The organism is Kitasatospora sp. NPDC056273, from assembly GCF_042268845.1.
Lineage (GTDB): Bacteria > Actinomycetota > Actinomycetes > Streptomycetales > Streptomycetaceae > Kitasatospora.
In genome coordinates this window covers 39,443-62,119 of sequence record NZ_JBHJSJ010000004.1, presented here as the reverse complement: position 1 = coordinate 62,119, position 22,677 = coordinate 39,443, and the positions used below count along the sequence as shown (strand labels likewise).

Genomic DNA, 22,677 nt, shown 5'->3' with positions numbered 1-22,677 from the left:
CGGTGCGGGGGGTCAGTGCCGGTACCGCGCGGCCGGGTGGCTGACCGGCAGCGCCCGGTCGGACGCGCCGGTCAGCCGCTCGCGCAGCGACTCGCCCTGCGCGTACTCGCCGCGGAAGACGCCGCGGGCGCGCAGGATCGGCAGCACCGACTCGACGAACTCGACGGTGGAGGCGGGCTGGACGGTCGGCGAGAGCAGGAAGCCGTCCAGGTCGGCGCCCTCCGCCAGGGCGCAGATCTCGTCGGCGATCTCCTCGGCGGTGCCGACCACCGGGCGGGCGCCGACGCCATGGGTGTGCCAGTCGGCGAGCACGTCGCCGACGGTCTTGTCGGCGAACCGGGCGACCTGGGTCTGCGACATCTCGGTGGACAGCTCCGCCATCGGGGTGTCCGGCGCGTACGAGGACAGGTCGAGGCCGGTGAACATGGCGTAGCTGGCGACGGTGACCTCCGGGCGCTGGGCGTCCAGGACCCGCTGCCAGCGGCGTTCGGCGTCCGCGGTGGTGGCACCGATCACGCAGGAGAACGCCGACATCACCTTGACCTCGTCGGCGCCGCGGCCGGCCCGGACGGCCTCCTCGCGGATCGCCGCGGTGTGCCCGGCGAGCTGTTGGACGGTGCCGCTGCCGACGAACATGCACTCGCCGTGCCGCCCGCCGACGCGGCGCCCGGCCGGGGAGGCGCCGGCCTGGAACAGCACCGGGGTGCCCTGCGGGGAGCGGGCGGTGTTGCCGTAGCCCTGCGAGCGGAAGTACGGGCCGTCGTGCTCGACCAGGTGGACCTTGGCCGGGTCGGCGAAGCGGCCGGCCTTGTCCTTCTCCAGGGCGTCGGGCTCCCAGGAGCCCTCCCAGTACTTGTAGACCAGGTCGAGGAAGTCCTCGGCCATCCGGTACCGGTCGTCGTGCGCCACCATGTCCATCCCGAAGGCCTTGACGGCGGTGTCGGCGGTACCGGTGGTGACGATGTTCCAGCCGAGCCGGCCGCCGGAGAGCTGGTCCAGGGTGGCCAGTCGGCGGGCGAAGGCGTACGGCGGCTCGACCAGCACCGAGCCGGTCACCACCAGGCCGAGGTCGGTGGTGCTCGCGAGCAGGGCCGAGGCGATCACGAACGGGTCCAGGCGCGGCAGGTCGAGGGTCTCCTCGGTGGCGATCGGCGGGCGCACCCCGCCGATCTCCGACCAGCCCCAGGCGTCGGCCAGGAACAGGAAGTCAAGCTTGGCGTCCTCGCAGATCCGCGCGATGTCGCGCCAGTACCCGAGGGTGTCGAACAGGTGCCGGCGGCTGTCGGGGTGGCGCCAGGTGGCGGTGCCGCTCGCGTTGGTCTGGGCGTTCTCGAACAGTCCGAGCTTGAGGTTGCGCATGGGGTGTTCTCCGTTGAACTGGTGGTGCGGGGGAACCGGGGTGCTGAGCGGACCGGGCGTGGGGGCCGGGGACCGTCAGGGTGCTACGGGAACGGCGGGGGCGTCGAGGACCGCGCCGGTCGCGTCGGGGAGCGGGGCGGGTGCGCCGAGGGGGCCGGCGGCCGCGTCGAGCTGCGCCGCGGACGGCATGGCGGACTGGGCGCCGAGCCCGGTGACGGCCAACGAGGCCGCGCGGACGGCCCGTTCGGCGGCGGCGAGCAGGTCGGCGCCGCGGGCGAGGGAGTCGGCGAGGGCTCCGCAGAAGGTGTCGCCGGCGCCGACGGTGTCGACGGCGTCCACGACGGGGGCCGGCAGGTGCACGGCGGGACGGCCGGGCTGTTTGACCAGCGCCCCGTCCGCGCCGAGCGTCACCACGACCGCCCGGCAGAGCAGGGCGGCCCGCTCCAGCAGTTCGCGCGCCCCGTCGGGGCCGGCGGGCGGCTCCGCGCCGAGCAGGGTGGCGAGTTCGCCGAGGTTGGGGACGAGGACGTCGACGGCGGCGAGCACCTCCGGGGCGACCGGGCGGGCCGGGGCCGGGTTGAGGACGACGGTGCCGCCCTGCTCCCGGGCCCGCAGCACGGCGGCGGCGACCACCTCGGCGGAGATCTCGTGCTGCACCAGGACCACCTCGCCCGCGGACCGGGCCAGCCGCTGCGGCAGGTCCGCGACGGACAGTTCGGCGTTGGCGCCCGGGTTGACCACGATGGTGTTCTCGCCGGCCCGGTCGACCACCACCGAGGCGATCCCGGTGGTGCTCTCGGGTGCCGGGCGCACCGCCCCGACGTCCACCCCTTCGGCGGCGAGCGCCCGCAGGATGGCGTCGGCGTCCGGGCCGACCCGGGCGACCATCCGCACCCGCGAGCCGAGCCGGGCCGCCGCGACGGCCTGGTTGGCGCCCTTGCCGCCGACGCCCTCCACGAAGCCCCGCGCGAGCACGGTCTCGCCGGGTCGCGGCAGGTCCTCGACGGTCAGGACGAGGTCGCGGTTGATCGAACCGACGACGGTGATGGGCGGCATCTGCACTCCTTGGGAGATCGATCTCCCACACTGTGGACCAGGCCCCCGGAACCGTCAAGTACCCTCGTGCTGCGTATTCCGCGAGCTCAGCCGAGCCCGTTCCCGACCGCGAAGGACCGCCCCACGTGACAGCGCCCCGACTCCTCGACGTGGCCGCGGCCGCCGGTGTCTCCCGCGCGACCGCCTCACGCGTCCTGGCCGGCACCCAGCGCAACGTCGACCCCGAACTCGCCCGCCGCGTCGAGGAGGCCGCCCGGCACCTCGGCTACCGCACCAACCACTCCGCCCGGGCGCTGCGCACCGGCACCACGGGCACCATCGGCGTGGTCGTCCCCTCGCTCGCCAACCCGTACTTCGTCCAGCTCGCCGACGCCCTCGCCCAGCAAGTCCGCGCCGCAGGCGGGCAGTTGGTGGTCTCCGACGCCGCCAACGACACCGCCGTCGAGGCCGAGCAGATCGAGACCCTGCTCGGCGGCCGGGTCGACGGGCTGCTCGTCGTCCCGGTCTCCGCCGGCGCGTCCGGCCCCGCCGTCCGGGCCGCCGCCCAGCGCACCCCGGTCGTCCTGTTCGACCGCTGGGCCACCGGCTCCGGCACCGTGGCCGTCACCCTCGACAACACCGCCGCGATGCGGCTGCTCCTCGACCACCTCGAAGGCCTCGGCCGCCACCGGATCGCCCTGGTCGCCGCCGACCAGGCGTCCTCCTCCGGCGCGGAGCGCCTCGCCGCCTTCACCGGGGCCCGCGGCGCCGACGCCACCACCGTCCTGCTGCCCAGCTTCACCACCGACGCCGGGCGCACCGCGGGCCGCCGGATCGCCGAGCGGCACGCCGGGATCGACGCCGTGGTCTGCGGGGCGGACGTCCTCGCGGTCGGGCTGGTCAGCACCCTGCAGCGCTCGGCGATCCCCGTCCCCGGCCGGATCGCCGTCACCGGCTTCGACGACACCGAGATGCTCGAACTCCTCGACCCGCCCATCACCTCGATCCGCCACCCGCTCACCGCCATGGCCGAGCGCGCCCTGACCCTCCTTCAGTCCCCGGCCCGTGAACGGTCGGAGCGGGTGGAGCGCTTCGCGCCGCAGCTGGTGGTGCGCTCCTCCACGGACGCGAACGCCTGAGCGGGCGAGGGGCGGCCCCGGTGTGCGGCGCGCACCCCGGGGCCGCCTCTCGGCGAACCGCTCCGACCCTCGACCGGGCGGGACCCCTCAGGCCTTCCGCCGCACCGCGATGACGGCCGCGCCCAGCACGCAGGCGACGGCCGCGGTGACGTAGGCGAGGTGGTAGCCGCCGAGCTGGTCCGAGCTGGTCCCCGCGACCAGGACCATCACCGCCACGCCCGCGCTGGCGCCGATCTGCTGCGTCACGACGTTCACCGCACCCGCGACGGCGTGCTGCTGCTCCGGGACGCCGGAGAGCCCGGCCGTGGTCATCGAGGGGAAGTTCAGCCCCTGGCCGATGCCGCTGACCACCAGGCCGGGCAGCACGTGCAGCACGTAGTTCCCGTCCTGCGGCGTGCCCAGCCACAGCCCGGTGCCGACGCCGATCAGGACCAGGCCGACGGCCATCAGCGTCCGCGGGGAGTACGTGGCCAGCAGCCGGCCGGTGACGAAGTTGGCGGTGAGGAACACCGCCAGGGACATCGGCACCAGCGCCAGGCCGGACTCGGAGGGCGAGTAGTGCAGCATCCCCTGGAGGTACAGCGGGGCGAAGAACAGCATCCCGATCGAGCCCGTGTACTGGAGGAACGCCGACAGGCTCGCGTCCCGCACCGAGGCGATCCGGAAGAGGCCGAGCGGGAGCACCGGGTCGGCGGTGCGGTGCTCCCGGACGACGAACAGCACCAGGGAGACCGCCGCGGCGGCCAGGACGGTCCACGCCGTCGCGCCGCTGCTGCTCACGCCGACCACGAGCAGGGTGAGGCCGAGGGTGCCGGTGATCGCGCCGGGCAGGTCCAGCCGGCCGCGGTGACCGGCGCCGTCGGGCAGTCCGACGCGGGTCGCGGCCAGCACGCCGACCCCGATCAGCACCGAGAACCAGAGCACCGAACGCCAGCCGAAGAACTGGGTCAGGACGCCGCCCAGCAGCACCCCGCCGCTGAAGCTCACGGCCCCGACGGCCGTGTACACGCTGATCGCCCGGTTGCGCGCCGGGCCGACCGGGAAGAGCGCGGTGAGCAGGCCCAGCGCGGCCGGCCCCGACAGGGCGGCGCCGATCCCCTGGACGGCGCGCGCGCCCAGCAGCGTGACGGTGTTCGGGGCCACCGCCCCGACCAGCGCGGACACGGTGAACAGGGCGACGCCGACCTCGAACACCCGCCGCCGCCCGAGGACGTCGGCGAGCCGGCCGCCCACCAGCAGGAAGCCGGCGAAGGTGACGGCATAGGCGGTCATCACCCACTGGAGCGTGGTCTCCCCCAGGTCGAAGCGCTCTCCGACGGACGGCAGGGCGGCGTTGAGCACGCCGAGACCGCTCACGTCCAGGGCGAACGCCCCGGCCAGCACGCCGAGCGCCAGTCCCGGCCGGCGGGCCGACTCGACCACGGTGGCGGTCATGCGGGCCCGCCCGGGAGCTCGCGGCCGAGCGCACGGCGCCGCGGGAGGGACCCTGCTAAGGAGCTGCCGCCGACACTGGCTGACGATGCATCAAGATTCTCAACTGCCATGCGGTCAGCTTGCATTGATCGCTCATCCGCTGTCCACCCCGCCCGGCGCGCATGGTACCGGCAGTCGACGCCTCCCCAGGTCATTCGATTTCCGTCGACCTCTACCCGACGGCGGCACCCATCACACATTCGTACATCTGTCGCATCGAGGAGATCGAATCGGACACTTTGTCGATCAAATCCCGCCAGCGCTTCATCCGGCCGTCGAAATACGCGATCCTTGAATCGATGAACGCGTAGTCGACACATCTCTCCGCACCCCGAGGGCGGATGAACATACCCGCGCTGCGGAATTCTCAGCAGCGGAAGTGGCCGGCAGCCCGACCGGCAGGAGCCGAACGCGTCGGCCAGAATTCCACAGTGTGCCGCTGATCAGTGAGCCGCTGAACGGCGACCACTCAAGCACCCCCGAAGACCCGACCCTCACCCCGTCCCGCCGCGCCGCGCGGTCGGCACCCCGAGTCCTTCCTCCTGTCACGAGAGGAGCAGCGCTGCCCGACCGCACGTCCATGCATGTCATGTACAGACCTACTACCGTGCCGGCAGGCTGACCGGCGCTGCCCCGACGCCGCCCACCCTCCACTCCGCCCCGCCCCGCTTTTCGTTCGCTCCACCGGATTTCCCGTTCACTTCACCGGACTTCCCGTTCACGTCGAGCGCGAACTCCGGAAACACCGGCACCGTCCGCACGCCGCCCCGCCGATTCCGCGACGGCCCCCGGCGCGGAGGACGGATCCCGCCGTGCCCCGCCCCCCTGCTCCCGGCTGCCCTGAAATCGGCGTCCCCCCCGACCGGCCGGCCGCGAAGCCCCGTCCTCCATTCCATCCGCCCTGCTGAGGGAGTCGCCATGCCCCACGAGCGCGCAGCGCGAGACATCACCGACGTCACGGATTTCCTGCTGTCCCGCTTCGCCGAGCTGTCGGACGTGTCCGCGGCCTCGGTGGACCTCCGGGCGCCCATGCACCGGTACGGGCTGGACTCGTTGAAGTCGGTGAACCTCGCGGCCTCCCTGTCCGAGTACCTCGGCTGGCAGGTCCCGGCCACCTGGATGTGGCAGTACCCGACCCTGGACGGACTGGCCCGCGCCCTCGTCGACGGCCCGCGCTCCGCCGGGCCCGCCCCCGGCGCCGAGCGCCGCAAGCCCGCGCACGAGCCGGTCGCGGTCGTGGGCATCGGCTGCCGCTTCCCCGGCGGACCGGACCCGTCCTCGTTCTGGCGGCTGCTGGTCGAGGGCGGCGACGCCGTCGGACCGGTGCCGGCCGCCCGCCGCGAGCTGCTGGGCGACCGGGTGCGCTGGGGCGGGTTCATCGACGGCATCGACCGGTTCGACCCGCTGTTCTTCGGCATCTCGCCCCGCGAGGCCGTCCAGATGGACCCGCAGCAGCGCCTCGTCCTGGAGCTGTGCTGGGAGGCGCTGGAGGACGCGGGCATCGCGCCGCACAGCCTCGTCGGCAGCGACACCGGCGTGTTCATGGCCTCCTGCTGGAACGACTACGCCGCGCTGGCGCACTACCGCGGCCCCGACGCCCAGATCACCCCGCACACCGCGACCGGCATCCACGACGGCATCATCGCCAACCGCGTCTCCTACGTCCTCGGCCTCCAGGGCCCCAGCATGGCGATCGACGCCGCCTGCGCCGGATCCCTGGTCTCGGTGCACGTGGGGTGCCAGTCGATCCAGCTGGGCGAGAGCGACCTGGTGCTGGCCGGCGGCGTCAACCTCAGCTTCGTCCCCGACTACTACACCGCCATGGACCAGCTGGGCGCGATCTCCCCCGACGGCCGCTGCAAGACCTTCGACGCCCGGGCCAACGGCACCACCCGCGGCGAGGGCGCCGGCGTCGTCGTGCTCGCCCCGCTGAGCGTGGCGCTGGAGCGCGACCTGCCGGTGTACTGCCTCATCAAGGGCAGCTCCTCCAACAACGACGGTCCCAGCAACGGGATGACGGCGCCCAACCCGCAGGCGCAGGAGAAGATGCTCCGCACCGCGTACCAGCGGGCGGGCATCGCGCCGGACCTCGTGGACTACATCGAGTGCCACGGCACCGCGACACCCCTCGGCGACCCGATCGAGGCCAACGCCGTCGGCGCGGTCCTGGGCGGCGCCGACCGCGCGGCGCCGCTGAGGATCGGCTCCGTCAAGTCCAACGTCGGGCACCTGGAGGCGGCGGCCGGCATCGTCGGCCTGGCCAAGCTCGCGCTGTCGATGCGCAACGGCGTCCTGCCGCCGAGCCTGCACTACAGCGCACCCAACCCGCAGATCCTGTTCGACGCGTACAACCTCACCGTCCAGGACCGGCTGACGCCGTGGCCGCGCCGCTCCGACGCCCGCCGGGGCGGCGTCAGCTCCTTCGGCTTCGGCGGCGCGATCTGCCACATCGCCGTCGAGGAACTGCCGCGCCCCGAGGCCTCGCTGCTGCTGCTGGCCGCGGACTCCCCCGCGGAGCTGGCCGAGCGGGCCCTGGAGTCGCGGGACGCGACCGACCTGCGCGCGCTCTGCCGCCGCACGCCCGGCGACGGCCCGTTCCGGCTCGCGGCCACCGCCCGCGACATGGCCGAACTCCGCAGCAGCCTGGACGCCTTCGCCGCCGGCGCCACGGCCCCCGGCCTGAGCGTCGGGGAGCGGCCCGGCCGGCCGCGGGTGGCGTTCCTGTTCTCCGGCAACGGCTCGCAGTGGGTCGGCATGGGCCGCCAACTGCTCGCCGGCCAACCCGTGTTCCGCCGCTCCATGACGAGGTCCGACCAGCGGATGCGGGAGCTGCTGGGCTTCTCGCTCGTGGAACAGCTGATGGACCCGGACGGCCGCCTCGACGACATGGACGTCTTCCAGCCGCTGCTGTTCTCGCTCCAGGTCGCGCTGGCCGAGACCTGGCGCTCGCTGGGCGTGGAGCCGGACGTCGTGGTGGGGCAGAGCGTCGGCGAGTTCGCCGCCGCGCACATCGCCGGCGCGCTCGACTTCGAGGACGCCTCCCGGCTGGCCGCCCACCACGGCCGGCTCCTCCAGCAGCTGGCCGTCGGCCGCGGCGAGGGCATCGTGGTGATGACCCCCGCGGACGAGGTCCGGCCGCACCTGACCGGCGGGCTCACCCTCTCCGGCCACAACGGCCTGAGCTCCACCCTGGTCACCGGCACCCCGCAGGAGATCGACGACCTCGTCCGGCGGCTGACCGACGCCGGCGTCGTCAACCACCGGGTGCGGATGGGCCACGCCCCGCACTCGCCGCTGGTCGACCACGTCCTCGCCCCGCTGAAGGCCGAGCTGGACGGCATCAGGCCGCGCACCGCCCGCGTCCCGATGATCTCGACGGTCACCGGCGAGCCGGTCGACGGCGCGGAGCTCGGGCCGGACTACTGGGCGGACAACCTGCGCCGGGAGATCCGGGTGGTCGACGCCCTGACCAGGCTGCGCGACCACGACGTCGACGCGGTGGTCGAGCTCAGCCCCCACCCCCTGCTGCTCAAGTCGGTGTCGGAGATCCTGCCGGCCGTCACCACCCTGCCCTCGCTGCGGCGCGGCGCCGACGAGGCCGCGACCCTGCTCGGCTCGCTCGGCGCCCTCTACGCGGCCGGACTCCCCGTCGCCGCCCACCCCTTCCTCGCGGGCGACCGCGGACGGCACGCCGCGCCGGGCGGCGGCGAGGCCGCGGCGGCCGACCGGGTGCACCTGGTCCCCGTCACGGCCCGGACCGCGGACGCGCTGGCCGACACCTGCCGCGCGCTGTCCAACCACGTCGAACGCGACCCGGCCCTGCGGGTCTCCGACCTCGCCTACACCCTCGCCGCCCGGCGCACCCACCACGCCCACCGGATCGCCCTGTTCGCCCGCGACCGGCAGGACGTCCTGGACGGGCTCGCCCGGATCGCCGACGGCCGGCCGCACCCCGACGCCGTGACCGGCACGGTCTCCGGCACCGCCGACCGGCGGGTGGCACTGGTGTTCTCCGGCACCGGCACCCACTGGACCGGCATGGGCCGCGAACTGCTGCGCTCGCACGCCGGCTTCCGGCGGTGGATGCACGCCTGCGACGACGCCGTGCGCGCGGCCGGCGGCGGCTCGGTGCTCGACCGGCTCACCGCCCCGGACGGGCAGGCCCGGTACGAGGAGCTGGACGTCCAGCAGCCGGTGCTGTTCGCCCTCCAGGTCTCGCTGGCGAAGGTCTGGCTCGGACTCGGCGTCGAGCCGGCCGCCGTGGTCGGGCACAGCCTGGGCGAGGTCGCGGCCGCCTGCGTGGCCGGCGCGCTGTCCCTGGAGGACGCCGCCAAGGTCGTGGTCGCCCGCTCGCAGCTGCTCGAACACGAGGCCGCCGCGGGTGCGATGCTCTCGGTCGATCTGCCGGAGGCGGAGCTGCTGCCCCGGCTCGCCGCCTACGCCGGGCAGGCGGCCGTCGCGGCGGTCAACAGCCCCACCAGCACGGTGGTCTCCGGCCCGCGCGAGGCCCTCGACGCCCTGGCGGCCGACCTCGGCCGGGACGGGATCACGGCCAGGAGGCTCCGGGTCGAACGGCCGATGCACAGCCCCGGCATGGACGCGCTGACCGGCCCGCTGCGTGAGCGCCTCGAGTCCGTCACCCCGCTGACGCCCGGCATCGACTTCCACTCCACCGCCCTGGCCGGCGCGGTGAACCCGCTCGTCGACGCCGACTACTGGGCGCGCAACCTGCGCGACCGGGTCCGGTTCGCCGAGGCGACCGCCGCGCTCGTCGACCGGGGCGTCTCCACCTTCATCGAGATCGGCCCGCACGAGACGCTGCGCGGCGCGGTCGAGGAGACCGGACTGTCCCGGGGCGTCCGGGTGCACGCGGTCAACTCGATGCGGCGCGGGGAGAGCGACCTCCGCTGCCTGCTGGGCGCCGCCGCCGAACTGTTCGTCAGGGGCCTGCCGCTGACCTTCGACCCGCTGTTCGGCGACGACGTCGAGGTGGTGGAGACCCCGCTCGTCCAGTGGCAGAAGGAGCGCTACTGGATCGACTCCGAGCCCCGCCGCGAGCCCGCCCCGGCCCCGGCCGCCGCCGTCGCCGAACCGGTCGCGGCACACCCGGCGCAGGCCCCCGTGGCGGAGCGGCCGGTGGCGGAGGTCGTCCTCGCCGAACTCGCCGACGCGCTGGGCGTACCGGCGGGCCGGTTCGACGCCGGCGCCGGCCTGCGCGACTTCGGCCTCGACTCGATGCTCGCGATCCGCCTCGTCAACCGGATGCAGGCGGTCCTCGGGCACCGGGTCTCGCCGGTGGTGTTCCTGGACGGGCGCTCCATCGCCGAGGTGGTCGGCCACTTCGTCGGGCTCGCCGACGGGCCGGCCGCTCCCGCCCCGCAGCCGCCCCAGGCGGTCCAGGCGCCCACGCCCACGCCCACGCCCACGCCCACGCCCGAGCCTGCGCGGTCCTTCCTGGAGGACCTGTCCGAACTGGACGCCGAGGAGCTGCTGGAGGAGCTGGACGCGCGCGGCCTGCTGGAGGCCACCGACACGCCGGCGTCGGAGCAGCTGCGCGCCGAAGGCCTCGGCCTCGAACTGGCGCCGGCCTCGCACGGCCAGGCCTCGCTCTGGTTCATGCAGATGATCGCGCCGGACGCCGTGCCCTACAACTACATGGTGACCGCCCGGATCCGGACGGCGGTCGACGAGGACGCCCTGGAGCGCGCCGTCCTGGCCGTGCTGGACCGGCACCCCGCGCTGCGCACCCTCTACGTGGAGGCGGGCGGCCGCCCGTACCAGGTCGTCCTGGACGAGCCGGTGTACGAGTTCCTCGTGGTGGACACCGCCGACCTGGCCGACGAGGAGGCCCGCGAGGAACTGGCCCGGTACGGGCACGAGCCGCTGGACATGGACAACGGTCCGCTGGTGCGGGTCGTCCTGATGCGGCGCGGCCCGTCCGACCACTTCCTGATGGTGCTGGTCCACCACATCGCCTCGGACGCGGCCTCGGCCGACATCATGATCCGTGAGCTCCAGGAGTTCTACGAGGGCGCCGACCCGGCCGGCCGCGCTCCGGTCGCCCCGTACACCGAGTTCGTCGAGTGGGAGCGGCAGTGGCTGGCCGGGCCGGCCGCGGAGGCGGCGCTGGACTGGTGGTCGGAGAAGCTCGCCGACCCGCCCGCCCACCTGGACCTGTCCAGCAAGGAGCGGCCGCCGGGCGTCACCTACGAGGGCCGCGACCTCGCGTTCCGCTGGAGCGCCGAGGAGACCCGCCTGCTGCGGGAGTTCGCGGTGCGCGAGGGCGTGTCGATCAGCACCGTCGTGCTGGCCGGGTTCTTCGCCACGCTCAACCGCGCGGCCGGGACGGAGGACTCGGTGCTGGCCACCGCGATCGCCCAACGGGCCGAGCCCGGCTGGGAGTCCGCGATCGGCTACTACCTCAACACCGTGCTGGTCCGGGCGAACCCCGCCGGGGACCGCAGCTTCCGCGAGCTGCTGCGCGAGGTCCACGCCTTCTCGCTCGGCCTCCTGGAGCACATGAACTACCCCCTCGACCTGCTGGCCGCCCAGCTGAAGCCGCCGCGCGCCGAGGGCCGCTCCCCATGGTTCGACGTGGTGGTGAACTGGCTGTCCTCGGACGCCTTCCCCCGCTCCGTCAAGCTCTTCCACGGCGTCGGCGAGACGCTCTCCCCGGACGCCGCGCTGCCGCTCGAACCGCTCCAGGTGCGCAGGCACCTCGCCAAGTTCGACCTGGAGATCTCGATGGCCGACATCGACGGCCGGGTGGCCGGCCACGTCCAGTTCAAACCGGGCTACCTGGAGAGGCAGACCGTGACGGCCCTGCTCGCGCTGTACCGCACCGTGCTCTTCGACTCGATCGCCCGACCCGACCAGGCCCTCGGCGACATCGCGCCGGCCGGCCTCCCCAAGGAGACAGAGCAGTGACCGAAACCCTGCACTCCGAGTTCATCGCCCAGGCGGTCAAGAACCCCGACGCGACCGCGGTCTACTCCGACGCCGGCGTGCTGACCTACGGCGAGCTGAACGAGCGGTCCCGCGAGCTGGCCGAGCGGCTCCTCGCCGACGGCGCGGGCCCGGGCGTCCCGGTCGGCATCTGCGTCGAGCGCACCCCCGACCTGCTCGTCGCCGTCCTGGCGGCCCTGCGCACCGGCTCCTGCTACCTGCCGCTGGACCCGAACTACCCCGCCGACCGGCTGGCCTTCATGGTCCGGGACAGCGGGACCCGGCTGCTGCTCACCACGCCCGCCTCCCGGGCCAGTTGCCCGCCCGGCCCGACCGTGGTCGTGCTCGGCGGGACCACGACCACCGAGCCCGGCGCCGAGCCCGTGGCGGTCGTGCCCGAGGACACCGCGTACGTCATCTACACCTCGGGCTCCACCGGCAGGCCCAAGGGCGTGGCCGTCCGGCACGCCGGCGCCGTGGCGATGCTCGCCGAGATGGACCGGGTCCTGGAGGGCTGCGACCTGAGCGGCGTCTCGGCGGCCAGCTCGGTCTGCTTCGACCTGTCCGTGATGGAGGTCTTCAACGCGCTGTGCCGCGGCGGCGCCGTCGTGCTCGTCGAGAGCGCCGTCCACCTGACGGAGAGCCGGTACGCGGACCGGATCACCCACCTGTCCGTCGTCCCGTCGGTCATGAACGGCCTGCTCGACGCCGGCGCCCTGCCCCCGAACGTGCGGTCGATCGTCTTCGGCGGCGAGGCGCTGCGCCGCAAGCTGGCCGACCGGGCCTACCGGGAGACCGGCGCCACCCGGGTGTTCAACGCCTACGGCCCCACCGAGGGCACCGTCTTCTGCTCGTTCGGGCTGGTGCCCGAGAACGGGACGGACGAGCCGACCATCGGCCCGCCGACCACCACCGACCTGGTCTACGTGCTCGACGACGAGCTGCGGCCGCTCCCGGCCGGCGAGTCCGGCGAGCTCTACCTCGGCGGCGTCGGCCTCGCGCACGGCTACGTCAACCGGCCCGGCACCACCGCCGAGCGGTTCGTTCCGGACCCGTTCCGCGACGGCGAGCGGATGTACCGCACCGGGGACGTCGTCAGGTTCACCGAGGACGGCGAACTCCGGTTCCTCGGCCGCTCCGACCACCAGGTCAAGCTGCGCGGCTACCGGATCGAGCTGGAGGAGGTCGAGGCCCGGCTGACCGGCTGCCCCGAGGTCCGGGAGGCCGCCGCCGCCGTCCGGGGCAACCGGCTGGTCGGCTACGTCGTCCCCGCCGGCGAGGGCGCACCGCAGGACGGCCCCCGGCTGGACCCGGCCCTCCAGGGCGCGATCACCGGCCGGCTCGCCACCGAGGTGCCCGACTACCTGGTGCCCGCGACACTCGTCTTCCTGCCCGCCCTCCCGCTGGGCCCGGGCGGCAAGCTCGACCGCGACGCGCTGCCCGAGCCGCCGGCCGCCGGCACCGACGGGCCCCGGTCGGCCGCCGGCACGCCGACCGAGGTGGCGCTGGCGGAGATCTGGGGCGAGCTGCTCGACCTCGATCCGTCGGGCATCGACGTGCAGTCCGCCTTCTACGACCTCGGCGGCGACTCGCTGCTGCTGATCCGCCTCGCCCGGCTGATGACCCGTCGCTTCGACCGCCGCGTCCGGGTGCCCGACCTGTTCAGCTTCCGCGACATCGCCTCCCTCGCCCGCTGGCTCGACGACGACAGCGGCGCCACCCCCGAGGTGGTCGAGTCGGCCCGCCAGCGCGCCGGCGCCCGCCGCGCCGCCCTGCGCGGCCGCGGCGCCGGCGGCACCGGCCGATAGCCACCCGCGTCACCTCCACCCGACACGAAGCACACGAAGCAGGAGCCTTCCATGACCGACAGCCCCGAGCAGGAGTACGACCCGGGTGACGTGGCCGTCATCGGCATGTCCCTGCGGGCGCCCGGCGCCCGCACCAAGGAGCAGTTCTGGGACGTCCTCGTCCACGGCCGGGAGACCGTGTCGTTCCTGGCCAAGGAGGACATCCACGTCGACGAGACCCTGATCCACAACCCGTCCTACGTCCGGGCCTGCGGCGTCCTCGACACGTACGACAGGTTCGACCCGTCGGTGTTCGGCATCAGCGACCGGATGGCCGCCGCGATGACCCCGGAGAACCGGCTCTACCTGGAGAGCGCCTGGGAGTCCCTGGAGGACGGCGGCTACGACCCGGACCGGCTCACCGCCGAGATCGGCATGTACGGCGCCAACAACCCGCAGACCGCCGCGCTCTACAGCTCCCCGCCGGACCGGGCGTCGGTCGGCCCCGAGGCGATCGAGGCCAGCCTGGCGTGGTCGCCGGACAGCATGACCTCCAACGCCCTGTACTACATGGGGCTCACCGGCGAGGCCGTCACGGTCGCCGCCGTCTGCGCGGGCTTCCACTACGCGGTGCACCTGGCCTGCCAGTCGCTGCTGCTCGGCCAGAGCGACATGGCGATCGCCGGCGGCGCGATGGTCCGCCTGCCGCACCCGCGCGGGCACCTGTGGGAGGAGAACCGCATCCTGTCGAAGGACGGCCACTGCCGTCCGTTCGACGCCAACGGCACCGGCAGCGCGCTGTCCAGCGGCGTCGTCACCCTGCTGCTGAAGCCGCTCGGCCGGGCCGTCGCCGACCGCGACCACGTCTACGCCGTCGTCCGGGGCTCGGCCGTCAACAACAACGGCGTCAGCGCGATGGCGTACGGCCTGGCCCAGCCCGAGCGGCTGAGCGCGTGCATCGCCGCCGCCATGGAGGTCGGCGGCGTCAGCCCGGACACCGTGTCCATGTACGAGGCCAACGGCCTCGGCCTGCCGGTGACCGACGAGCTCGAAGTCCACGCGGCGACCATGGCGTTCGGGAAGCAGACCGCGACCGCCTCGATCGGCGGGGTCAAGGGCAACGTGGGCCACGGCGGCGTGGTGTCCGGCGGCTTCGGCACGGTCAAGGCCGCGCTGGCGCTGTACCACCGGACGCTCCCGGCCACCATCAACCTGACCGAGGTCAACCAGGACCTCGACTTCCCCAGCACCCCCTTCGTGCCGCAGATCGAGGGCGCGGCCTGGGAGCCGGAGGCCGGCATCCGCCGCGCGGGCATCACCTCCCTCGGCGGCGGCGGCTACAACGCCCACCTGGTGCTGGAGGAGCCGCCGGCAGCGGCCGGACGCGCCCCCGAGGAGGCGGGCCGCCCCCGGCTGGCCACCCTGTCCGCGATGGACGACGACGCGCTGGCCCGTCAGCGCACCCGGCTCCGGGAGTGGCTGGAGGCCCGCCCGGAACTGCGCCTGGACGACGTCTGCTTCACCCTCAACCTCGGCCGCAAGGTGATGGGCCGCCGCTGGGCGGCCGTGGTCCGCAGCCGCGAGGAGCTGATCGCGGCGCTGTCCGACGACGCCCGCGGCCCGGCCACCTCGACCGCCGCCGCCCCGCGCACGGACCCGGGCTCCTTCTCCCGCACCGACGACGGGATCGTGCCGTCCGGCCAGGACGCGCCGGCCCTGACCGACCTGGCCGCCGCCTGGGTGACCGGCCTGCAGGTGGACTTCGACGCCCTGCACCGGGACGGGGCCGGCCGCCGCGTGCCGCTGCCCGCCTACCCCTTCCAGCCCCGCCGGTTCTGGCGGACGGACTGGTAGGCATGAGCACACCGGCACTGGACACCGTGGACCTGGGCGACCCGGCCACCTTCGCCGACCACGACCTCGACGGGTTCTGGCGCACCCTGCGGGACACCGCGCCGATGCACTGGAACCCGCCGGTCGACGGCCGCCGGGGGTTCTGGGTGCTCTCCCGCCACGACGACATCATGGCCACCTACCGGGACAACGTGAACTTCACGTCCCAGCGCGGCAACGTGCTCGTCACCCTCCTGGAGGGCGGCGACGCCGGGGCCGGCCGGATGCTGGCCGTCACCGACGGGCCCCGGCACCTGGAGCTGCGCAAGATCCTCCAGCGCGTGCTCTCGCCCCGGGTGCTCGACGAGGTCGCGCGGACCGTCCGGGTCAACACCCGGCAGTGGATCCGCGAGGCCGTCGGCTCCGGCGGCTGCGACTTCGCGGAGCGGATCGCCTCGCGGATCCCGATGACCACCATCTCCAACCTGCTCGGCGTCCCCGAACGGGACCGGGACTACCTGCTCAGCCTCACCAAGACCGCGCTGTCCGCGGACGACGAGGACGTCGACGAGGTCGACTCCGAGATGGCCCGCAACGAGATCCTGATGTACTTCATGGACATCGTCGAGGAGCGGCGCGAGGCACCCGGCGACGACGTGATCAGCATGCTGATCGGCAGCGCCGTCGACGGTGTGCCGCTGTCCGACGAGGACGTCGTGCTCAACTGCTACAGCCTGATCATCGGGGGCGACGAGACCAGCCGGCTGACGATGATCGACTGCGTCCGCGCCCTCGCGGCCCACCCCGAGCAGTGGCGCCGGCTCAAGCGGGGCGAGGTCGCGATCGAGACGGCCGTGGACGAGGTGCTGCGCTGGGCGTCGCCCACCATGCACTTCGGGCGCAGCGTCGAGCGGGAGACCGAACTGCACGGCGTACGGCTGCGGCCGGGCGACATCGTCACGCTCTGGCACGCCTCCGGCAACCGGGACGAACGGGTCTTCGCCCGGCCCGGGGAGTTCGACCTCGGCCGCACCCCCAACAAGCACCTGGCCTTCGGCTACGGCCCGCACTTCTGCGTCGGCTCGTACCTGGCCAAGGTGGAGATCGCCGAACTGCTCAAGGCCCTGCGGGACTTCACCCTCGGGTTCGAGCAGACCGAGGAGGCGCTGCCGATCCGGTCCAACTTCCTGACCGGGTTCTCCACCATGCCGGTGCGCTTCACGCCCGACCACTCCGGACTGAGAGAGTGCGGATGAACATCTACATGTCAGGACAGGGGGCGTTCGCGGTCCAGGTCGCGGAAGCCCTCCTGGACAAGGGGCACAAGATCGTCGGCGCGGCCGCGCCCCGGCTGCGCAAGGGGAAGTCCGACGAGAGCGACGCGATGTCCTGGGACCGCCTGCGCGCCTGGGCGTTCCCCCGGGACATCCCCTGGACGGACTCGCTCGAACTGCGGGCGATGCACATCCCGGACGGGGTGGACGTCATCCTCGCCGCGCACTCGCACGCCTTCCTCGGCCGGCGGACGCGCGCCCGGGCCGGCCTCGCCACCATCGGCTACCACCCCAGCCTGCTGCCGCTGCACCGCGGCCGGGACGCGATCCGGTGGACCATCCGCGACGGCGACAAGGTGACGGGCGGGAGCGTCTACCACCTCACCGAACGCACCGACGGCGGCCCGCTCGCCGCCCAGGAGCACCTGCTCGTGCCCCCGGGCTCGACCGCGCAGAGCCTGTGGCGCGACCACCTGGCGCCGCTCGGCGTGCGACTGCTGCTGAAGGTGGTCGACGACCTCGCCGCCGACCGGCGGATCGAGGTGCCCCAGGACGAGAAGCTGGCGACCTGGGAGCCCGCGATGGACACCCAGCCGCTGTTCAAGCCCGAGCTCATCGCCCTGCCGGGCAGCGTCCGGGTCGACGGCAGCGCGCGGGCGCTGCACGAGTGAGAGCCGTGTAGCGCCGCGCCGGCCGAATTGCCGCGATCAACTCCTCAGGTGCCCCCGGGTGTTCGATACTCCGGGGGCACCTCTGTGCTTTCGGAAAGCCGGAGTTGGCAATTCTGCTGCCCATTTCCCCGACAACTCGACTGCGCTGAAGCCTGGTTATCCGACCTGACGGCCAGCCAGCAGGAATCGGATTTCCCGCGTCGAACCTCGCAAGAACGACCTTTCGGATCCCGGGAACCGTACGGCCCCGCCGAGCGTTTCACCTCGCGCCCGCCGCCCGGATCCTGCCGCGAGACCCGTGGTGACCAGCGGAGATTGCCCGGCGGAGCGTCGTCGATCCGGCGGCCGGAGCGGCGCCCCGGTGCCGTGCGTCACCGTTCGCGACCGCCCAACGTGCCTCGGAGGCAGGCCCGCGACCGCCCCTCGGGGCGTGATTTACCTCACACCCAAGTGGTCGGTTCATCCGTTTTCACCCGAGCTGCCCCCCGTCTGACAGGGCCGCAGCAAGGGCTCTTTTCTCATGCATTTCTGATGAAGCGTTGACAGCTCTTTTAGGTGTCCATAAAGATCCGCTCAAACTTCGCCCACATTCCGGAAGTCGGAGCTTACGCACAGTGAGAACAGCAGCAAGACGGTCGGGCAGCATGCTCGCCGCGGCACTCGCCGCGGTCGCGCTCGCCGCGACCGCGGTGGTGCCCGCCGCCGCCGGAGGGACACCTCCCCCCGGCGTGACGGAGCCCCAGGACACCGCCGAGACCCTGGCCGTCCAGGAGGCCGCCCGCACCGGCAAGCCGGTCGAGGTGCTCGCCAAGCGCGGCGAGACCAGCGACACCGTCGCCCAGCCCGACGGCAAGCTGAAGACCACCACCTACGTCCAGCCCAAGCGGGTGCGCAAGAACGGCGCCTGGGTCGACCTCGACCCCACCCTCCGGACGCTGCCCGGCGGCGCGATCGCCCCCAAGGGCTCCACCGCCGACCTGACGTTCTCCGGCGGCGGCACCGCACCGCTGGTCACCATGGCCCGGGCCGGCAAGGAGCTGAAGCTCAGCTGGCCCAAGCCGCTGCCCAAGCCGACCGTCAACGGCGCGACCGCCGAGTACGCGTCGATCCTGCCGGACGTCGACCTGAGGCTGTCCGCCACCAAGACCGGGTTCACCCAGGTCATCGTGGTGCACACCGCCGAGGCCGCCAAGAACCCCGAGCTGGACCAGCTCCGGCTCGGCCTCCAGGGCAACGGCCTGACGGTCAGCCAGGAGGCGGACGGCACCCTCAAGGCCAAGGACCCCTCCGGCGGCGGCACCGTCTTCGAGGCGCCCGTCCCGGTGATGTGGGACTCCTCCAAGCCGGCCGGCGCCGCGCCCGCTCCGAGCGCCCCGGCCGCCGCGCCTGCCGCGCCCGCCGCACCCGCCGCGCCGAAGGCGTTCAAGGCCGCCCCGCAGGCGGCACCGCAAGCCGAGGCCGCGGCTCCCGCCGCTCCCGCTGCTCCCGCCGCCCCCGCCGCCCCCGCCGCTCCCGCGCCGACCGACCCGGCCGTCGCCGGCTACGGCGACCTGCCCGGCGAGGGCGCCAAGATGACCCGCCTCAAGGTCGAGCTGCCCAAGGACGGCCTGCTGCTCTCGCCCGACCAGGCGATGCTGGACGCCCCGGACACGGTCTACCCGGTGATGATCGACCCGGCGTGGAACACCCCGCACGCCGGCGACTGGGCGGGCGTCTCGCGCACCTACCCGAACCAGGCGTACTGGCACTTCACGTACAACAGCAGCTACGTCCACGACTGGGGCGTCGGCTACTGCGGCGACACCTCCCGCTGCGCGCCGACCGACGTGAAGCGCGCCTTCTTCCAGGTGTCCAACCCGTTCGTCGGCAAGCAGATCCTCGGCGCCACCTTCGGCACCTACGAGAGCTGGTCGTACTCCTGCGACGCCCGGCCCGTCGAGCTGTGGAGCACCGGCTACATCTCCCCCGGCCTGAACTGGAACGCCCAGAACGCCTCCGGGTTCTGGAGCCGCTACCTGCAGACCATCAACACCGCCAAGGGCTGGAGCGGCAACTGCCCCGGCGGCTGGCTGGAGTACGGCGAGACCGGCGCGGTGAAGAACCTCGTCCAGGACGCCGCCAACTGGGGCTGGCCGACCATCACCTTCGGCCTGAAGGCCCAGAACGAGGGCGACACCCTCGCCTGGAAGCGCTTCACCGACGACGCCTACCTGCAGGTGTACTACAACCTGCGGCCGAACCAGATCCCGATGTCCGACATGACGATGTCGCCGGGCTCGGTCTGCCAGTACCCGGGCATCAAGATCAACAAGATGCCGCAGGTCACCACCCGGGCCACCGACCCGGACGGCGAGGCCATCGGCGTGCAGTTCGCGGTCGGCTGGGACGACGGCACCGGCCTGCGCCGGCGCTGGTGGTCCACCGGCTCCGAGGACGCCGCGCCGGGGGGCAACACCTTCAAGGCCTCCGGCTCGATCTTCTCCTGGCCGCTGCCGACCGACCTGCCGAAGAACCTCCAGCTCGACTGGGAGGCCCGCGCCTGGGACGGCGCGCAGTGGGGGCCGTGGTCCTCCGACGGTGACCCGACCGGCTGCTACTTCATCGTCGACACCTCCGCACCGGACGGCCCGGCGATCACCTCGGACGCCTACCCCGGCTCCAAGGACGCCACCGCGGCGCTCCCGTGGACCGACGGCGTCGGCAAGAGCGGCCAGTTCACCCTGAAGTCCGCCGCCACCGACGTGGTCAAGTACCAGTGGGGCCTGGACACCTCGCCGTCCGCGGCGAACGAGGTCGCCACCAGCGGCGGCGCCGGACAGACCGTCCGCATCCAGCCGCAGACCGCCGGCGTCCACTTCATCTCCGCCCGGGCCGTCGACGGCGCGGGCAACGCCTCCCAGCCCGAGACGTACTACTTCAACGTGCTCACCGGGCAGGCCCAGCGCACCGGCTGGTCGATGGACGACCCGAGCGGCACCAGCGTCACCGGCACCGGCGGCGGCTTCGAGGCGACCCTCGGCTCCGGCGCCACCGCGGGGGCCCCCGGCCACCTCGCCGAGGGCCTCGCCCTCGACGGCACCGCCAACGGCTACGCCGAGACCCAGGGCAACGTGCTGGACACCACCCGCGGCTTCGCCGTCTCCGCCTGGGTCAACCTCACCGGCGACACCAGCCGCAACCGGGTCGCGGTCAGTGAGAACGGCAACTGGGCCGCCCGCTTCGCCCTCGGGCTGATGAACGGCAAGTGGACGATGTGGACCTCCACCCAGGACACCAACGCCGTCTACACCCTGGAGCCCGCGAGCTCGGACACCCCGGTCGTGCTCGGCCAGTGGACCCACCTGGTCGGCGTCTACGACCCGACCGCCAGGACCAGCACCCTGTACGTCAACGGCGTGCCCGGCACCCCGGTGGCCGTCACCGCCACCTGGGACGCGCGCGGCCCGCTGGAGTTCGGCCGCTCCAAGTGGCACGGCAACTGGACCGACCCGTGGACGGGCTCGGTCGACGAGGTCCGGCTCTGGGACCGCTCCCTGAGCAAGGCCGAGGCCGCCGACGTGGCCGCCGACAAGCAGCTCGCCACCGGCCGCCCCGCGAAGGCGGTCTGGCACCTGGACGGCAGCTCCGCCAAGCCCGTCGGCACCACCGAGACCGACAACCTGACCGCCTACAACGGCGTCGCGCTCGGCCGCCCCGGCATCGCCGACAAGGCGATCCACCTGGACGGCGCGGACGACTACCTGCGCGGCACCCGCCCGCAGGTCGACGGCAGCCGGGACTTCTCGGTCTCCGCGTGGGTGAAGCTGCCCGCGCCGACGCCGGGCGACACCACCCCGAAGATGGCGGTCACCCAGATCGGCCAGCACAACAACGAGTTCTCGCTGTACTACTCGCCCTACTGGGGCCGCTGGATCTTCGGGCGCTACAAGGAGGACAGCTCCACCGACACCCTGGTCCGCACCTGGCAGGACGCCTGCACCGCGGGGAGCCAGATCAACGGCGTGCCGTGCTTCACCGGCACCACCGGTGAGTGGACCCACCTGCTGGGCGTCTCCGACACCGCCGCGAAGAAGCTGCGCTTCTACATCAACGGCTTCCTCGTCGGCCAGTCCGACTACACCCAGAACGCGCCGTGGGCCAACCCCGGCCCGATCCAGATCGGCGCCGTCAACCGCGAGGGCGTCAACGGCGAGTTCTTCGGCGGCGACATCGACGACGTGCGGATCTACGACCGCGTCGTCACCGGCCCCGAGGCCGGCGCCATGGTCCAGCAGCGCCCGCAGCTGGCCGGCCGCTGGAAGCTCAACACCGCCACCAGCACCCCGGCCGATGCCCCGGCCGTCACCCCCGACGAGGGCCCGGCCAAGGCCGGCGCCCAGCTCGGCGGCGGCGCCTCGATCAAGGCCGACGGCGGCCTGTTCCAGACCCCCGGCACCCTGCTGCTGAACGGCTCCACCGGCTACGCGGCCACCGGCTCCGTCCCGCTGCACACCGGCCAGAGCTTCACCCTGGCCGGCTGGGCGAACACGGCGGGCGTCCCGACCCGGGACATGACGGTGCTGTCCGTGGCCGGCGCCAACAACAGCGCGGTCACCCTGCGCTGGCACCCCCTGGGCAACGACGCCAACGGCCAGCCGACCGGTCAGTGGCAGGCCGAGGTCCGCGACTCCGACGCCAACGGCGCGGCGCGCACCCTGACGACCCACACTCCGGCCACCTCCGTCATGGAGAACTGGACGCACCTGGCGGTCAGCTACGACGCCTTCGCGGACCGGCTCGCCCTGTACGTCAACGGCCAGGTCGAGAACCAGGGCTGCGCGGACGGTGACAGGACCTGCACCCCGCACATCTCCTGGACGGGCGCCCCGCAGCCCTACGAGGCGGGCGGCGGCGTGCAGTTCGGCCGCACCAAGGCGTCCGGCGCCTGGGGCGAGTACTTCTCCGGTGAGCTGGACGACGTCTGGCTGTACCAGGGCGTGCTGAGCCCCGCGCAGATCGCCAAGCTGGCCGACTACAACGTCGAGCTGGGCACCTCCACCGGCGTCTGATTCCCCAACCTTCCGTGGGGGGGGGGGGGGGCGGGCCCCCCCCCCCCCCGGCCGCCCACCCCGGTTTACCAGAATGGTTTTTTGACCACACAGAAAGAAAAGTTGGGGGGGGA

General features: G+C 73.5%; 10 protein-coding genes. 7 read left to right on the top strand and 3 right to left on the bottom strand.

The features are described from left to right. Positions 1-12: 12 nt before the first annotated feature. Positions 13-1,359: an NtaA/DmoA family FMN-dependent monooxygenase gene (locus ACFCY1_RS04985; protein ID WP_375873544.1), complete on the bottom strand. Its 1,347-nt coding sequence runs from the start codon at positions 1,357-1,359 to the stop codon at positions 13-15. A 75-nt stretch (positions 1,360-1,434) separates the two neighbouring features. Continuing rightward, on the bottom strand, positions 1,435-2,415 hold the full coding sequence (locus tag ACFCY1_RS04980; RefSeq protein WP_375873543.1) for a ribokinase: 981 nt from the start codon (positions 2,413-2,415) through the stop codon (positions 1,435-1,437). Between the two features lie 125 nt (positions 2,416-2,540). On the opposite strand from ACFCY1_RS04980, the gene ACFCY1_RS04975 reads away from it, so the two are divergent. Further along, entirely contained in the window at positions 2,541-3,533 is a 993-nt protein-coding gene (locus ACFCY1_RS04975; protein WP_074006038.1) for a LacI family DNA-binding transcriptional regulator, read from the top strand. Positions 3,534-3,620: 87 nt separating this feature from the next. Here ACFCY1_RS04975 and ACFCY1_RS04970 read toward each other — a convergent pair whose 3' ends face one another. Further along, positions 3,621-4,967: an MFS transporter gene (locus ACFCY1_RS04970; RefSeq protein ID WP_049651517.1), complete on the bottom strand. Its 1,347-nt coding sequence runs from the start codon at positions 4,965-4,967 to the stop codon at positions 3,621-3,623. A 957-nt stretch (positions 4,968-5,924) separates the two neighbouring features. Here ACFCY1_RS04970 and ACFCY1_RS04965 point away from each other — a divergent pair. The 6 genes from ACFCY1_RS04965 to ACFCY1_RS04940 all read left to right on the top strand — a co-directional run bounded on the left by ACFCY1_RS04965 (position 5,925) and on the right by ACFCY1_RS04940 (position 22,564). Beyond that, positions 5,925-11,933, top strand: coding sequence for an acyltransferase domain-containing protein (locus ACFCY1_RS04965; protein ID WP_375873542.1), 6,009 nt, complete (start codon positions 5,925-5,927; stop codon positions 11,931-11,933). After that, complete coding sequence (locus ACFCY1_RS04960) at positions 11,930-13,759, top strand: amino acid adenylation domain-containing protein (protein WP_375873541.1); 1,830 nt, start codon at positions 11,930-11,932, stop codon at positions 13,757-13,759. The genes ACFCY1_RS04965 and ACFCY1_RS04960 overlap by 4 nt, the downstream gene beginning before the upstream one ends. A gap of 51 nt (positions 13,760-13,810) precedes the next feature. Further along, positions 13,811-15,592 (top strand): beta-ketoacyl synthase N-terminal-like domain-containing protein, encoded by a 1,782-nt coding sequence (locus ACFCY1_RS04955; protein ID WP_375873540.1) that lies wholly within the window; start codon positions 13,811-13,813, stop codon positions 15,590-15,592. Positions 15,593-15,594: 2 nt separating this feature from the next. Further along, positions 15,595-16,827 (top strand): cytochrome P450, encoded by a 1,233-nt coding sequence (locus ACFCY1_RS04950; RefSeq protein ID WP_375873539.1) that lies wholly within the window; start codon positions 15,595-15,597, stop codon positions 16,825-16,827. After that, positions 16,824-17,516, top strand: a complete 693-nt coding sequence (locus ACFCY1_RS04945) for a formyltransferase family protein (protein WP_375873538.1) — start codon at positions 16,824-16,826, stop codon at positions 17,514-17,516. Before ACFCY1_RS04950 ends, ACFCY1_RS04945 begins: the two co-directional genes overlap by 4 nt. 644 nt (positions 17,517-18,160) lie before the next feature. Continuing rightward, the gene (locus ACFCY1_RS04940; protein ID WP_375873537.1) at positions 18,161-22,564 is read left to right on the top strand and encodes a LamG-like jellyroll fold domain-containing protein; all 4,404 of its coding nucleotides are present in this window, start codon (positions 18,161-18,163) and stop codon (positions 22,562-22,564) included. Positions 22,565-22,677 lie beyond the last annotated feature (113 nt).